Source organism: Paraburkholderia caffeinilytica, assembly GCF_003368325.1.
Lineage (GTDB): Bacteria > Pseudomonadota > Gammaproteobacteria > Burkholderiales > Burkholderiaceae > Paraburkholderia > Paraburkholderia caffeinilytica.
This window is the reverse complement of sequence record NZ_CP031466.1, coordinates 1,042,883-1,058,355: the sequence shown is the minus strand read 5'-3', so window position 1 is coordinate 1,058,355 and position 15,473 is coordinate 1,042,883. Positions and strand designations below refer to the sequence as shown.

Annotated in this window: 12 protein-coding genes and 2 pseudogenes; 6 read left to right on the top strand and 8 right to left on the bottom strand. The window is 61.8% G+C overall.

What is annotated here, in order from left to right:
- Window positions 1–11 precede the first annotated feature (11 nt).
- Window positions 12–722: an SH3 domain-containing protein gene (locus DSC91_RS04770; protein ID WP_229758242.1), complete on the bottom strand. Its 711-nt coding sequence runs from the start codon at window positions 720–722 to the stop codon at window positions 12–14.
- Window positions 723–1,472: 750 nt separating this feature from the next.
- Between DSC91_RS04770 and DSC91_RS04765 the strand changes: the two genes are divergently transcribed.
- The 4 genes from DSC91_RS04765 to pstS all read left to right on the top strand — a co-directional run bounded on the left by DSC91_RS04765 (window position 1,473) and on the right by pstS (window position 5,809).
- Window positions 1,473–3,143, top strand: a complete 1,671-nt coding sequence (locus tag DSC91_RS04765; RefSeq protein WP_115777068.1) for an MASE1 domain-containing protein — start codon at window positions 1,473–1,475, stop codon at window positions 3,141–3,143.
- Entirely contained in the window at window positions 3,124–3,789 is a 666-nt protein-coding gene (locus DSC91_RS04760; RefSeq protein ID WP_115777067.1) for a response regulator, read from the top strand. Before DSC91_RS04765 ends, DSC91_RS04760 begins: the two co-directional genes overlap by 20 nt.
- Window positions 3,790–4,014: 225 nt before the next feature.
- Window positions 4,015–4,707 carry a CBS domain-containing protein gene (locus tag DSC91_RS04755; RefSeq protein ID WP_115777066.1) on the top strand — a complete coding sequence of 231 codons (693 nt, stop codon included), beginning with the start codon at window positions 4,015–4,017 and terminating at the stop codon, window positions 4,705–4,707.
- Window positions 4,708–4,771: 64 nt separating this feature from the next.
- The gene (gene pstS / locus DSC91_RS04750) at window positions 4,772–5,809 is read left to right on the top strand and encodes a phosphate ABC transporter substrate-binding protein PstS (protein WP_115777065.1); all 1,038 of its coding nucleotides are present in this window, start codon (window positions 4,772–4,774) and stop codon (window positions 5,807–5,809) included.
- A gap of 427 nt (window positions 5,810–6,236) precedes the next feature.
- Here the strand turns inward: pstS and DSC91_RS04745 are convergent, their stop codons facing one another.
- The 4 genes from DSC91_RS04745 to DSC91_RS04730 all read right to left on the bottom strand — a co-directional run bounded on the left by DSC91_RS04745 (window position 6,237) and on the right by DSC91_RS04730 (window position 11,945).
- Window positions 6,237–7,205 carry a dienelactone hydrolase family protein gene (locus DSC91_RS04745; RefSeq protein ID WP_115777064.1) on the bottom strand — a complete coding sequence of 323 codons (969 nt, stop codon included), beginning with the start codon at window positions 7,203–7,205 and terminating at the stop codon, window positions 6,237–6,239.
- A 145-nt stretch (window positions 7,206–7,350) separates the two neighbouring features.
- Window positions 7,351–8,820, bottom strand: coding sequence for an MFS transporter (locus DSC91_RS04740; protein WP_115777063.1), 1,470 nt, complete (start codon window positions 8,818–8,820; stop codon window positions 7,351–7,353).
- Window positions 8,821–8,956: 136 nt separating this feature from the next.
- Window positions 8,957–10,933, bottom strand: a complete 1,977-nt coding sequence (locus tag DSC91_RS04735) for an aconitase family protein (protein WP_115777062.1) — start codon at window positions 10,931–10,933, stop codon at window positions 8,957–8,959.
- 106 nt (window positions 10,934–11,039) lie between these two features.
- Window positions 11,040–11,945, bottom strand: a complete 906-nt coding sequence (locus DSC91_RS04730) for a LysR family transcriptional regulator (protein ID WP_115777061.1) — start codon at window positions 11,943–11,945, stop codon at window positions 11,040–11,042.
- Window positions 11,946–12,133: 188 nt separating this feature from the next.
- Between DSC91_RS04730 and DSC91_RS38645 the strand changes: the two are divergent.
- Window positions 12,134–12,187, top strand: a pseudogene (locus tag DSC91_RS38645) (hypothetical protein); the annotation flags it as partial.
- Between the two features lie 57 nt (window positions 12,188–12,244).
- Window positions 12,245–12,451 (top strand): annotated as a pseudogene (locus tag DSC91_RS04720) (c-type cytochrome); the annotation flags it as partial.
- A 9-nt stretch (window positions 12,452–12,460) separates the two neighbouring features.
- Here DSC91_RS04720 and DSC91_RS04715 read toward each other — a convergent pair.
- The 3 genes from DSC91_RS04715 to DSC91_RS04705 all read right to left on the bottom strand — a co-directional run bounded on the left by DSC91_RS04715 (window position 12,461) and on the right by DSC91_RS04705 (window position 15,465).
- On the bottom strand, window positions 12,461–13,315 hold the full coding sequence (locus tag DSC91_RS04715; protein WP_115779692.1) for a helix-turn-helix domain-containing protein: 855 nt from the start codon (window positions 13,313–13,315) through the stop codon (window positions 12,461–12,463).
- 142 nt (window positions 13,316–13,457) lie between these two features.
- On the bottom strand, window positions 13,458–14,006 hold the full coding sequence (locus DSC91_RS04710) for a carboxymuconolactone decarboxylase family protein (protein WP_115777058.1): 549 nt from the start codon (window positions 14,004–14,006) through the stop codon (window positions 13,458–13,460).
- 238 nt (window positions 14,007–14,244) lie between these two features.
- The gene (locus tag DSC91_RS04705; protein ID WP_115777057.1) at window positions 14,245–15,465 is read right to left on the bottom strand and encodes a porin; all 1,221 of its coding nucleotides are present in this window, start codon (window positions 15,463–15,465) and stop codon (window positions 14,245–14,247) included.
- Window positions 15,466–15,473: the final 8 nt, after the last annotated feature.

Below are 15,473 nucleotides of genomic sequence, written 5' to 3'. Positions count from 1 at the left end.
GCGCTCAATCGCTAATGGTTATCCGTCGGATGATTGCGGTCTTCATTGCCACCGCGCGCCGCGCCGCCGTGCTCACCGGACGGGCCGCCCGGGCGCACGGTAGCCTGTCCCTGAGGCCCGCCCATCATGTGCCCGGGCGGCTGCGCAGGCCCGTGCGAATATCCCGGCTGCGGCTGCGGCTGCGTCGGTCCATGAGCGTACCCCGCCTGGGGTTCCGGCTGCGGGCCGCCGTGCATGACCGGCCTTGGGTTCATAGCCGGACCGCCCGCCGACGGCTGACCACCATGCGGCGGCGGACCGCCCCGCATCGGAGGCGGATGATTCGCCCACCGGTCCCGGTCGTGATACCAAGGCCGGCCGCGATAGTAGTGATCCCAGTAGGTGCCGAACGAGAACGTCACGATCGGCAGCCCGATCTGCCCGCCGTAAGTCATGATCGGCACCTCGTCACCCTGGTACGGATAGTCGAGATATTCGCCGTAGACCCAACCGCGCAGTCCGGGCGCGCCGACGTCGCACCAGCTGTAATCGGCAACGCAGCCGTATACCGTAAGCTGCGCGCTCGGCGGCACCTCCGCGACCACCGGATACTCCCCGGACGGCCCCGCATAAACGTCAACGGGCTGATTCGTATACGCCAGCGATTGAGCGAACGCCGCGCCGGACAGCGCCATCAGGCAAACGCCTCCCGCGATGGCTCGAATGAGGATTTTCTTTTGCACGATTCCTCCCACGGAAAGAACGGCCTGTGCATGAAGCGCGCTATTCGTTTCGTCCCGGCCAGAACGGCGCTTCGATAGCAAGGCCACATTGTTTTGACAAGCCTGGTGGCGTTTGAATTGCACCCGACTGTCTGTGCAATTACGGTTTGTCAGCGTTCTTACCGTTTAGCAATTTTCGTGCTTTGGCGTTCGTGTGTTGAACTGAGGAAAGGGCTAGCCACTGGAGGCGGCACGGCTCGGGCAGATTCGCTGGCGATTTGCGGGTGGCCTGCTGCCAGGCGGTTAGCGGCGAGCGCGTGCTATCGACCCGCATCAGCCGCTCGGGTTGACGCGACACAAGCGGTTGCTTCCGAGGTTCTTCAGTCGTTCGCTCATTTCGAAATCAAGGCAGTCGCAGCATCAGCGATCGACGTTCTGTCGCCCTTCGATACCTGGGGTCTCTCCACGCCACATCGGCGCGCTTACTGTAGGGTGCCAGGGACCGCTGTGTAGCGTTTGATTACCGCGGTGCGTGCCACCACAATCATGACGTCAGGATCAAACAAGCGCGCAACAGGCGCGGAGCAACGAACGGCAACAGTGTGAAACGTCAGTTGAAAGACATGTTTCTGGCGCTGTTGCAGCATCGTATCGCGTATGTCCCCATAACCTCGATCGTCGTGACACAGGGGTATCGGAGCATATCCGCCGTCCCGCAGGTGATGTCACGCCAGAGCGTATTGGTGCTCCCGCCTCAGGAAGAAGCGAACAATGGTTACCATCCGGTGCAATTCCAGATTCAGCCTTTTCCTGTGCACCGCCATTGTTGCATTGGCGTATTACGCAGGTGCAAAGATAGGGCTCGCCTATGCGGTGGTGGGCGGCGCAATCTCCCTGGTATGGCCTTCCAGTGGCATCGCTCTTGTTGCGCTGCTCGCGCGGGGTTTCGCAGTTGCCCCGGGAATTGCAATTGGCTCCTTCCTCGCCAACGTGTCGGGGGGCGTACCCGTAGCCACGGCTGCGGTGATTGGCACCGGGTCTATGGTTGCAGCCTTGACGGCAGCCATATTATTGAAACGCGCGACCCGATTCCAGATCACCCTCGACCGCATCAATGACGTGCTGGCCTTCATCGGCCTGGCTGCGGTGATGAGCACGGCAGTCAGTGCGCTGGTTGGCACGACTGCCCTGCTTGCAGGAGGCCTGGTGTCGGTCACCGGGTACTTCGCAGCCTTTCTGAAATGGTGGCTCGGTGACATGATGGGGGTCCTGGTCGTGGCGCCGCCCGTGTTCAGCTTCCTCACGTATTCGATCCCTGTCCGCTCTGTGGAGCGGACTATAGAAGCGAGCGCGCTGACCATTGCGACCTTCTGGGTAAGCTACGTCATCTTCGGCTCCCCACAACTTGCCGGGCACGGCTACTATCCTGCAGCCTTGGCGATTTTCCCGTTCATTATCTGGGCGGCTCTACGTTTCGATCACCTGGGCACCGCCATCGCGACCCTGATGGTCTCGGTCGTGGCCATTTGGGGTACCACCCATGGCACAGGCCCCTTCGCTGCCGAATCTCCAGTGGACAGCCTCGTGAGATGGTGCACATTCGCTAACGTCGTCGCGGTCACCGGACTGCTGCTGGTGGCGGCACGTGCTCAGGAGCGGCGCGTCTACAGGTTGCTGCAGGCAGCCCACGTCGAACTGGAGCGACGCGTCCAGGAGCGGACCCAAGACCTGGAGAAGGCAAACAATGAACTAAAGGAGGAGATGGCGCGACGCCGTCTATTGGAAGGGGAGCTGATTCAGATCGGCGATCAGCAGCAGAGACTCATCGGCCGGGAACTGCACGACGGGCTTGGACAACACCTGACCAGCCTGGGTCTGTACTGCGCTGCCTTGAATCAGAAACTGCAGGCGCAGGGCCATCCAGCTGCCGCCGACGCCACTACCGTTGTCGGATTGGTGAAGCAGGCGTCCTTGTTGACCCGCCGGATTGCCCATGGCCTCGACCCGGTCGCGATGGAATATGGTGGCCTTGAGACCGCACTGCAGGGGCTGGCGGAAACGGCTCGCACGCTCAATGACGTGGATTGCATGCTGCGGATCGCACCAGATGTGGACCTGCTGGATCCGCTGATGCAGATCAACCTCTACCGCGCCGCACAGGAAGCAGTCAACAACGCGTTGAAATATTGCCGCGGCCACCGCATCTGGATCGAGCTGGAGCGGGCAGGCGGTCTGCAAACGCTTTCGATCAGTGACGACGGGGTAGGCATCGGCCAGGAAGACATGGGGCGTGCCTCGGGGCTGGGACTGCGCAACCTGCGTCACCGGGCAAGCCTTCTGGGCGGCTCCTGTACCGTGACCCGCAACGGTTGGGGTGGCACCACGGTCGCAATCAACTATCCGCTACCGGAGGGTCCTGGCCATGCACAGGAAACCCGCTAGCCCAGACCGTGCAATTCAAATCCTGATCGTGGATGACCATCCCATCATCCGTGACGGGATGACGCACTTGCTGAATCTGCAAGAGGATCTGCACGTCTGCTGTGCAGCTGGCAGTGCCGAAGAAGCTCTGACGGCGATGGACTGCCAGCCCGACATGGCCATTGTGGACATCAGTCTGCAATCGGACTCTGGCCTGGAGCTTGTCAGGACCTTCCGTCACCGCTACCCAAATCTGGCGATTCTCGTCCTCAGCATGCATGACGAAAGCCTGTTCGCCGAACGCGCACTAAGGGCCGGGGCCAACGGGTATCTGATGAAACTCGAAGCCACAGAGCACGTCATCAGCGCCATCCGCGAAGTGCTGGCAGGCAATATTTACGTGAGCGCCGCCATGCACGAGAAGCTGGCGCGGGCCCTTACGGTCCCCCACAAAACGGCGGAGGGCCAAATAGCAAACCTTTCAGAACGGGAGTTTGAAATCCTGCACCTGATCGGACTCGGCTTCAGCACCCGCGAAATCGCAGAGAAACTGAATCGGAGCGTGAAGACCATCGAAGCGCACCAGGCCAATATCAAAGAAAAGCTGACTATCCGTAACGGCAAGGACCTGATGCGGTTCGCAATTCAGTGGATCGAGAGCCGATAGAGCGAAGCTCGCTCACAAAATAAGGAAATCCCCGAGCCTCTTTTAGGAGAGTTGCCTAATTCATACGCATCTGGTCAGCGAATACAGTCGTCACAGTTGGCATGCCACGTCGGCAATGCCAAGGCGGCGCCTCAGCACCGGACGGTCCGCCACCGGTGCGTCTGCCGAAACCGCGCGACGGGTGCAACACGTGGGGACCCGTCGTGACACGTTGAAGGAGCGATCATGCGTGCGCTCGACATCATGACTACGTCCGTCGTTATCGCTACACCAGATATGACGATCCACGATGCTGCAAGACTGTTCGTCGACAACCGTATTAGCGGCATGCCGGTGGTCGCTGCGGACGGAAAGGTCGTCGGCATCGTCAGCCAGGGCGACCTGCTGCATCGTGTGGAAAATGGCACCGTCCACGGGAGACGCCGGTGGTGGCTCGAATTCCTGTTGTCATCGCCCCGCGGTCAGGCTGCGAGGTACGTGAAGGAGCACGGTCACGCGGTCGAAGACGTGATGTGCGAACAGGTGATATCGATTTCGGAGGACATGCCGCTCGATCAGATTGCAGACCTCATGGAGCGCCGGCACCTCAAACGCGTGCCAGTGCTCAAAGACGGGAAGCTGGTCGGAATCGTGAGCCGTTCGAACCTGATTCGCGCCCTGGCGAGCGCAGCGCCAGCCGTTGACTCAGCTTCGCACGACGATGTGAGCCTGCGCGAAGCGATCGTCCTGGAAATGCACGGGAAACGCTGGGGATTGCCGAAACAGGGCGTGCTCGTCAAGGACGGCGTCGCGCATCTATGGGGCGTGATTGAATCCGAGGAGGAAAAACGGGCGATCCGGATCGCGGCCGAAGGCGTGCCCGGCGTCAAGCGCGTGGAGTACCACCTGGAGTTTCCGAGCGTGATTCCGACGCTGTAGTCCGCATGCGGCGAACAGCTTCGGACCAGGGTAGTTCCCCGCGACGAACCAACCGGAGACGTTCATGAGAACAGTGCGCACAGTAATGGCCGGTCTGCTTTGCAGTCTATTTGCAGCCGCAGCCTATTCCGGCGACATTACCGGAGCGGGCAGCACGTTCGCCGCGCCCCTCTACACCAGGTGGGCCACCGATTATCAAAAGTCGGGCGGAAGCAAGGTGATCTATCACGGTTCGGGTTCGTCCGATGGACTCAAGCAGGTCATCGCCGACGAGGTCGACTTTGCCGGATCGGATGCACCGCTCACCGACGATGAATTGGCTAAAAATGGGTTAAGGCAATTCCCGACGGCCATCGGCGGCGTGGTGCCGGTCGTGGACCTCCCGGGTATCAAGGCGGGCGAACTCACGCTGACTGGGCAGGTACTCGCCGAGATATTTCTCGGCAAGATTCTGTACTGGGACGACCCCGCGATAGCGCGATTGAACCCGAAAATCAGGATGCCCAACACGCCTATCGCCGTCGTGCGTCGACAGGACGGCTCAGGCACGACCCTCATCTGGACGCGTTATCTTGCACAAGTCAGCCCGGAATGGAAGCGCAAGGTCGGCGAAGGCGCCAGCGTGCACTGGCCACTCGGCATTGGCGGCAAAGGAAACGAGGGCGTTGCCACATACGTCGGGTACCTGCCAGGCGCCATTGGCTATGTCGCGTGGGACTTCACGAAACAGAACCATCTAACGTACACGGCCATGATCAATGCCGCGGGCTACGCCGTTCAGCCGGGTCTCGAAACGTTCAAGGCAGCGGTGGCCAGCGCCGACTGGTCCGGTTCGCTCTATCACTTGCCGACCAACCAACCGGACAGGAATGCATGGCCGGTGATGGGCGCTACCTACGTGTTACTTCATGAGACACCCGACAAGCCAGGGCACGACGAAGCAACGTTGAAGTTCTTTGATTGGGCATTCAGGCACGGGGGAGAGACCGTCAATGCCCTGGACTATGTTCCGCTTCCGGAGGCGGTCCTGACGAAAATCCGCTCGCAATGGCCCGCAAACACGGGTGAATACATAGTGAGCAAGCGACTCGTGGGCCAATGATTAGAACGACTCCGCCACGTTTGCGAACCTGGACTATCCATGTTGCGAGGGCCTGGCGCGGCGCGCGCCTGGATATACGACTTCGAATGAAGCAGGCAAAGGTCGCCACATATCCGCCGCTTGACAGTCGGCCCTCTGAATGTCTATTACTTAGGCTCAACCGCCGCTCGAATGTCCAGGCGCAGACGACGGCGAACGGCCAAAAATGACCGGCAGTACGCGTTCACCCAACCCGCCGTAAAGCTGCGGTTGAAGACTCCACCGTGCGCTCTGTCAGCGCTCATCGAACTGGTGCTATCACCCAGTTGCAGTCATTCATACGCACGCCAGGAGTGTCCGCTCCAGCCCCAGGGGCGACCCTATCCTGCTTCTCCAGCACTCGTGCAATACCTGGCGCTGCGCGCTCCAACGCTGGTGAATGTGCACACTACTTTTTGGCCCATACAACATCGCCGTCCACCGAATAGACGCGGCATTCCTCGTGGCCGTTTGCACACTGCACCAGAGCCGCGTTGATCGAATCGATCCCGGACGCCTGCCCCCACGCGCCATCGCGTGCGATCGCAAATGCCCGCGGCCGTGTCGCGGCTAGATAACGTGTATAGGCCTGCCGCGCGTCCTTCTGGAAGTCGCCATAGTCCACCAGTTGCGCATGACCGCCCGCGGCCGTGAAGTGGGCATACATGCCTTTCCACGTCGCGCTGGAGAAAGTCTGGTCGTTGTCGCCGTACAACCAGATCGATGGCAAGCGCGTGCGCGAGCCGAGTTCACCGGCAGCCGTAATCAGGCTTTCGTCGGGCTTGCTGCAATCAGCCTCTTTCACGCCACCCGCGAAATTGAGCAGTCCCTTCACGTCCGCAGGATTCTGCGCACCGAATACGAGCGTATTCCAGCCCCCCATGCTCTTGCCCGCGACGACGATCTGCCTGGCGTCAATGCCGGGGATTTTTTTCACATAATCGAGCACCTTGCGAATGTCCTTGGCGGCATCGTTGCCAATGGCCAGTACGTCGCAACCGTGCGGCGTGAGATGGCCCCAGGAATGGGCGTAGCCGCGCAGCATCGGCATGGCGACGGCATAGCCTCGCGAGAGAAAGTACCACGGTATGAATTGATCGCCCACGCGCGGCGCGTTCAGCGGATCGTGCGACGCACCATGATTGATGAGCGCGAGCGGAAAGGAACCACCGCCCGCAGAGTGTGCAGGCATATACACCGTCACTTCCAGTGTGACTAGCGGCGACGATTGAACGGGCACGCGAACAATTTTCTCGTTAAGCGGCGCCTCCGGTTCGACTGCACTGCGGGCTGCCGACCATGCGACCTGAGGCAGCGTGGCAAGCAAAACGAATGCACTCCAAAGAAAGGAAAGCGAAAACTTCAGGTGTAGCGGCATCTATTCTTTTTTCGTTCGGGAATTCGCTGCGAGTTGCCCTTACGACAACGCGTCGGTACGTTGCGATCAACGGCACATCACACAAAGAACTTTAAAAATTGACCGTGCATGCCCTTGATCTGCGCTCCCCTCGCCTCACGCTCGATTATCTGGAAATCCTCTCCAACTCAAGCCCCTTCGTCCGCGGCCCCATCAACCCAATCGCCAGCATCACGATCAGCATCGCACCGGCGATAAACACAAACACGCCAGTGGTACCGAAGTGCTTCAACACCGCCGCAATCAAAAACGCCGTGAATATCGCCGAGAAGCGACTCCACGAATAAACAAAGCCCACCGCCCGTGCCCGAATGCTAGTCGGGAAAAGCTCAGTCTGATACGCATGGTAGCTATACGAAATGATATTGCCCGCGAGCGTCAAACACACGCCGAGACTCACCAGCAACACCGCGCCGGACGCCTGGCTGAACCACAGCCCGCACACGATATTCACGGCCGCCATCGCCACAATCACCGTCTTGCGCTCGAAGCGGTCGCCGATAAAGAGGCCAATCACCGGACCGATCGGCGCAGCCAGCGCAATCACGCTCGAGTACATCAGGCTCGTGGTGATCGTAATACCCTGCTTGATCAGCAGTGTCGGCACCCAGTTCGCAAAGCCGTAGAAGCCGACCGTCTGGAAGATATTGAAGATCGTCATCATCAGCGTGCGGCTGCGGTACGGCGGCACCCACATATCGCGGAAGCTGCCACGCGGCGCGACCGGCACCGGCAGCGCGGGCGGCGGCAACTCACGGCCGTATTCGCTACGCACTTTCGCTTCGAGCGCGCTCATCACGCGATCGGCTTCGGCGAGACGCCCTTGTTGCGCAAGCCAACGCGGGCTTTCCGGCAACGCGCGCCGGATCCACCACACGAACAGCGCACCGTGCGCGCCGATCAACACCACCCAGCGCCAGCCATCGAGGCCGAACAGCGTGCGCGGCACCAGCAGATAGGACAGAAACGCAACCACCGGCACCGCCATAAAACCAACCGCCTGTTCGCATGCGAAAGCACGGCCGCGAATCTGCTTGGGCACCAGCTCGGAGATATACGTGCCGATCGTCACCAGCTCGACGCCGATGCCGATCCCCGCCACGAAGCGCCAGAAGTTCAGACCCGTCGCGGTATCCTGAAACGCCATCACGACGTTGGCCGCCGTGTACCACAGCAGCGAATACGTGAACACGGCGCGGCGCCCGAAGCGATCCGCGAGAAAGCCGCACGCGATCGTGCCGATGAACAGCCCGCTAAACAATGCAGCGATGAAACTCGCGACGCCGGTCGAGCCGAACAGACCATGCGTCGTCGCGGTGAGCAAACCACTTTTGACGAGGCCAGGCGCGACATAGCCCGAGTACAGCAGGTCGTACAGTTCGAAGAAGAAGCCGAGGCTCAGCAGCACCACCAGCTTCCAGATGGAGCGCGTGGCGGGCAGCCGGTCGAGGCGCGCGGAGATATTGCCGGCGTCGAGCGTAGTGGACGCCACGGACGCCGGAGCAGTGGCGCTTGCGGAAGATGCCGCGCCGCCGTCGCGACGCGCGACGGACCCGGCGTGATCGGGGGATGCCATAGTGTTTGTCTCCTGGTGATGCGAGTCATGCAGGCGACGCACGAGGATGCTCGCCCAGGCCGGTCTTGTGCCGGCCTTTCGTATTTTCGCGTGTCACGCGCACCACGATGCCGGGCCGTAAGGTCCGGCCAGCATTTTAGCTGCGGGTGCGCTTCAATTGTTCGAAGGTCGTGATTTTCCCGGCCAGCGCGCTGGCCGCGACGGTGTACGGACTCGCGAGCCACACATTGCCCGGCCCTGAGCGGCCGGGAAAATTGCGGTTGATCGCGCTGATCGTCACCTCGCTCGCATCCGCCGACTGCCCCGGTCCGCAATTCGCACACGACCCGCAGCCCGGCATCACGAGCGTCACGCCCGCGCGCTCGAAAACCGGCAAATAACCCTGGCTCTCGCAATAGGCGCGCACCGCCATCGTGCCGAATTGCAGGAAGAGACGCGTGCCCTCGGGCACACGCATGCCCTGCTCCACGCCCCAGCGCAAGACCTCGTGATAGAAGTCGAAATCTTCGCGCTTGCCCGCCGTACACGAGCCGCCATACGCGATATCGATCGCGACGTCCTGTTCCAGTTGCGGCGCCGGCACGCCGTTGCCCGGGTCGCCTGGACGCGCGAGCATCGGTTCGATCGCGCTGGCGTCGATGCGGATCGTGTCGCGATAGACAGCGCCTGCATCGCTTTTCATCCAGTTTTCAAGGGTGAAATCGACGCCGCGCCGTTCCTTCAGAAACGCGACCGTGCGTTCGTCCGGTTCCACGATGCCCGTGAAGCCGCCCAACTCCGCGACCATGTTGGTCAGCGTGGCGCGCTCGTCGATCGACATCGCGCGCACCGCCGCGCCGCCGTATTCGAACACGAGGCCGATTGCGCCGCCCGAGCGAATCGCGTCCATGCGCAGCAGATGCAGCACGACGTCCTTCGCCGTGACGCCGTCGCGCAACGTGCCGTCGATTTCGACGCGCAAGGTCTCCGGCACCTTGCAGCGCACGTAGCCCGTCACCCAGCTATTGGCGATGTCCGTTGCGCCCGCGCCGAATGCGAGGCAGCCGAGCGCGCCCGAATGCGGCGTGTGCGAATCGGTACCGCACGCAACCTGCCCCGGTAACGCGTACTGCTCGGCCATCAACGCATGACAGATGCCCTCGGAACCCGGCGCGTTATCGAGCGCGCCTTGCGAACGCACCGGATAGTCGCGCGAGAACGAGGTATGCCCTTCCATCAAATTGGCAACGCCCGGCAGCAATCCGTCGCGAACGTGTGGAATGCTTTGCGAAGCGAGCACCAGGTGGTCCTGAAACGCGATGATGTGATCCGGCGCATGCAGCGGCGCGGGCTTGCCGAACGCGCGATGCATCAGATGCGCGCACATGCCGGTGAAGTAGTCGTGGCTGAAGCGCCAGTCGGCTGCGATGAACACGCCGTCGCCGCGGCGCGCGCTTTCAATGCCGGGATGAAGATGACGCTCGATGATCTTCTCGACCAGCGTCTTCGGCTCCGTGGAACTTACTGCGTCCGCCACATTCGACGCGTTAGCCGCGTTGGCCACCTCCCGCACGCGCGGCGCGGGCCAGTCCGCGAACTTGCTGTATGCCAGCAACCCGCCGCTGCGAATGATCTGCTGCGTGAGCGCATCGCGTCCCTTGAGAAACGCGTCGATCGGCACCGCCTCGCCCGCCATCAAACGATCGAGCACGGAGAAATCAGTCGTGGTGAGAATGCCGATGTTGTCGCAGTTCTGCTGATAGATGCGCTCGAAACTCTCGGCGACAATCAAGCGAATGCCCGCCGACAACTCCGCCAACGGACTCGATTCGCGCGACGACCCCTTGCCGTAGCGCTTGCCCGCCACCGTCACCTGGAAGCCGCCGTCCTTGACCGCATGGCGGCCGATCGGCAGGCGCTCGCCCGCCTTGAAGCCGACGTACGGATACTGGCCGAGGCGTTCGTCATAGGTGAGCATGACGGTGACCGGGGTGATTTCGTCGGTGGAGACGTCATCGCGCAGCGCACCGGCGGTGGCGCGCGTGAAATTGTCGCCGGCGAGTTGCGCCTCGATCACCGCGGGGTCCTGGGACAGGAACAGCACGCGGCCGTCCAGACGAATCGTGTCGCTCATAAGCATTCTCCTTGCGCTCACTATACGGCGCGCGCAAGCGATGCCGAAGTGCCAGTGCGGCAACGCAGCCGTCTTGTTTGGAGAATGATGCGATGCGTCCCGCGCGCTAGGGCTTACTGCCGAGGAACCCCACCAGCGCCGCCGCGCTGGCGCTCAACTGATCGCGCGACTTGAAGATCATGATGAGATGCCGCACCGCCCAGGCGTCGCTCAAGGACAGCAAGCGCACGTCGAGCGCGTTCACATAGAGCAGGCCCACCTGCTCGGGCACGATTGCGATACCGAGGCCGGCGTGGACCATCCGGCACAGCGCATCGAGGCTGCTGACGCGGATCCTCACGTCGAGCTGCCGCCCCGCGCTGGCCGCCGCTTGCTGCGCGAGAAGCTTCGTCAGCGCGCTCTCGCTGCGCAGGCCGACGAAGCTGTCGTCGAGTAATTCGTTGAACGCCACCCGTGCAGCGGAAGCCAGACGATGGCCGCCCGGCACCAGCACCGCCAGGCGGTCTTCCCGATACGGCACCTGTTCGAACGTTTCACTCCCCGCTACGGGATTGCAGATGCCAAAGTCCGCTCCGTGTTCGTCGACGATACGCAACACGTCCGCGCTGTTCTCCTCCTCCAGTTCGATCGACACCTCCGGAAACACGCGCCCGAAAGCCGCAACGTCCTCCGGCAAGAATTGCACGATCGACGAGAGATTCGCCACCACCCGCACCCGCCCCTTTGCCCCCGACGAAAAACGCGACAACTCGGCACTCATTTGTTCGATGTTGCCGATGATCGCCAGCGCATGGCGCAGCACGGTCTCGCCGACCGGCGTCACCGTAATGCCGCGCGACTGGCGCTGAATCACCGGTAAGCCGATCAACGCCTCGATCTCGGCAATGCGCCGGCTCACCGCGGACGACGCGATGAACTCGCGCTCGGCCGCGCGCGCGATGTTCTGCTCCTGGCAGACGGCGACGAACAGGCGCAACGAGGTGAGGTCGAGTTTCTTGAGGAGGTTTTCCATGGTGTCGCTTGACGGTGAATCCCTCGATTGTGACGTGCCTGGCGTGATTCGCAAAAGCCCCGCCCGGAAGTGTCTCACGTGCCGGCGAGCAACGCAGGACGTGGCGCCGGGCAGGCGCTGCCTCCGCGAACCCGGTCTGCGGCGTCGACTACAAGCCACATTTCTTCGACGCGAAGGAATAGGCGCTCATCCACGCGGCGGTCGATCGCCTGATCCCATCGGACAGCGAAGGCCCGGGCGCGATCGAAGCCGGTGTGCCCGAATTCATCGACCGGCAGCACGCTCGACGGCACGAAGACGGTACGAAGACGGCGCCGTCTTCGTTCACGATGCCCGCCTTCGGCTGGCGCCTGAACGATCAGGAAGTCGCCGACGTCACGAACTTCGTGCGCAACAGCTGGGGCAATACCGGTTCGACGGTCAGCGCGACGGATGTCGCCAAGGTCCGCAAGACCGTCGCGGTGCATGCGCCCGGGATGCCGTCTGGTGCGGCATTGAGCCTCTAACACGATGAGTCAGCGCGGCTGGACCGCGCCGATCATCTCAAGATGTCGCGCTTCGGTCTCGTCGTCCGCCGGGAACATGCATTCGATACGCAGTTCTTGAGCGGCCACGGCTTGTGGCGTGCCCACGGTTGCAACCATTGAAAAGTAATTCAGGACCTCGCCGTCCTTGACGAAGCCGATCGGTATCACCGGCATCGCCGCAGCAGCCGTCCCGGCTTCGTCGGCGCGCCGGGAAGACTTCAAATCCGATTGCACCTCCGGATAGGCACGCAGCGCGGCCAGCAACTCGTGCGTCCGATCATCGACCACGCGACCGACCGATTCCCGATAGACACGCTGAATCAGGCTATTCGCCACCGTTTGCCAATCGGCAATGAACGGACGCATCCCATCCGGATCGAAAATCAGATGCAGCATGTTGCGCGGCTCCTTGCGCGCGGCCATATCGATGAAGCAATTGAAAAAACGCGGTGCGGATTCGTTGGTCATCAGCACGTTCCAGTAGCGATCCATGACGAGCGCCGGAAACGGCTCGTGCTGGCGCAACATGCGTCCGAGCGCTTTCGTGACGCTGTGCATGTCCTGTGCGTTCCAGGCGCCGTCGGCATACATCGGCGCATAGCCGGCTGCCAATAGCAACGTGTTGCGCTCGCGCAGAGGAATATCGAGCGTCTGGGCGATATCCATCAGCATCTGCCGGCTCGGCACGCTGCGTCCGCTTTCGATAAAACTGATATGACGCTGCGAGACACCCGCGTTGAACGACAAGTCCAACTGACTGATGCCGCGCATGTCTCTCCAGTGACGCAACAACGCGCCGAGTTCGTTCGGTGGCGTCTTCCTTTCGGGATTCGCAGGATTCATTGGCCTCTGGTCCGCAAGTCGATTCAGATCGCGTTCAGTGACGGATGGCGCCGGCGCATCGTGGAGGTCCGGCGCCATCCGGTCGTTCGAACTGCGCTGCTCAGCATACTCCCAGTCGCCGGGCGGCTCTTCGGGACGAAACTCATGCGGTCCAGACATACTCCTGGAAAGGTGCTTCGAGCGGAGGCCGGGTGATGTTGCCGGCGTAGTTCGTGATCGTGGACGCAGCCAGCACCGTGAGAACCTCGAGCACCTGATCCAGACGGAAGCCGGCTTCGAGAAACGGGTTCACGTCCTCGTCACCCAGGTGTCCGCGCTTCTCGATCGCTGTTTTCGTCAAGGTCGACAACGCCGCATGCTTGCGATCGGCCGGTGCGCGGCCATCGCGAATCGCTTGAACGTCGGCGGGTGAAAGGCCCTCTTTCAGCGCGAGTGCGGTGTGAAACGCAACCGCCCATGAACATGCGTTGGTCACCGCGTTAGTCAGCAATAGAGTCTGTATCTGCGCTTCGGTAAAAGTACCCGCATGAACTTTCTGGAAGATGCCGATGAAGCCGCCGATCAACACCGGCGATTCAGCCATGGCGCCCGCGATGTTGGGAATCAGGCCGAAGTTTTGCTGGAGTTGCCGAAGCACTGGCTTTGATTGCTTGGGTGCGGATTCAATCGTATGAATGTGAAACGTCGACATGGTGTGTCCCTGGTCGTCAGCGCCGCTCGGGATGAGTGGCGCGATGACCGAAGATTAGGCGTGAGCGTGCGGCTCGCCAATTACCTCGGATGTAATAGGTTTTGCGTAACCGTCACTAGGCCTTAAAGACGTTCGGCCTCCTTTTCGGCTCACACCGGTTGGCGGGCAACCGCTCGCACAAAGCAAAAGGCCGGGGTCTGAACCACGCCCCGGCCTTTCTCACCACAAACACCGCAAATCAGAACCGGTGAATAATGCCCACGCCCACCGCCAACTGACTGCCTGACGAAGACGGCGCGCTGTTATACCCGTCGCCGAGGGTCGCCGTGGCGTCGATGATGTGCCCGGCGCCGCTGGTTCCCAGCGTCTTGCCCTTCGCCTTCTGGTACGCCTCCAGCGCATACAAACCCGTGCGCTTGGACAACGCGTAATACTCGGAGAGATTGAACTGGTGGTATTGCGCACTGTCCGTAATGCCGTTCGCGCGCGTGGCACGGGTATAGCTGTACCCCGCGCCGAAGTCCCACGCAACGGCCGGCTTCCAGTGCAAGACCGCACCGCCGGTATTGAAGATCGCCGTATCGTGGAACTTCGAGCCACTGCCCGGAATGTACTGGACGTTCGAATAGGTGGCCGTGATGTCCCACGCGCTATTGAACGTGTAACCGCCGCCTACCGCGAAACGCTGTTGCGCCTGCGCGGTCTGATAGCCGTTCGTCAGCGCGGATACGCCGATCTGCGAGCCGCCGTTCGTGGTCGTCGAATCCGCGCCCCATGTGCCGCCGCCCGCGGTCGAGTTGTTGATCCGCGAGAAGCCGACCGCCAAGCCGACCGGCCCCATCGCATACTGAACCGCGGTCGACCACGTCGAGCCCTGGTTCGTGCTGCCCGCCACGCCGCCCAGCGAATACGAGCCGCTCACCTTCAGGCCATAGAGCTGCGGCGACGTGTATTCCAGCGTATTGTTCGCGCGGTAGATCGTGTCGAGGCCGTCGATATCGCCGGGATGCGCGCCGTAGTAGCCGGTGATCCAGGTCGTCGGGCTATACGGCGAGAGCAGTTGGTAATACGAAGCGTATTGGCGGCCCGCCGTGAAGGTCCCGTACGTCGGGTTGGTCACGCCGACCCACGCCTGGCGGCCGAACATCGCATTGGTGTATTGCTGGGCGCCGCTTGCCGAATTGAAGCCGGATTCGAGCTGGAAGATCGCTTTCGTGTTGCCGCCCAGGTCTTCCCCGCCCTTCAGGCCGAAGCGGCTGCCCGCCCACACGCCCGGCGTCATCTTGACGGCCGATTTGCCTCCACTGGTGGAACCGAGGCTTGTCTGATTGTTCGTGTAGGAAAGGCCGTTGTCGACGACGCCGTACAGCGTGACGCTGCTTTGTGCGAATGCCGGCACGGAAGCTGCGATCGCTGCGCCGAACAGCACAACGTCCACTCGCCTGATACTTTTAATCATTCTCCAGA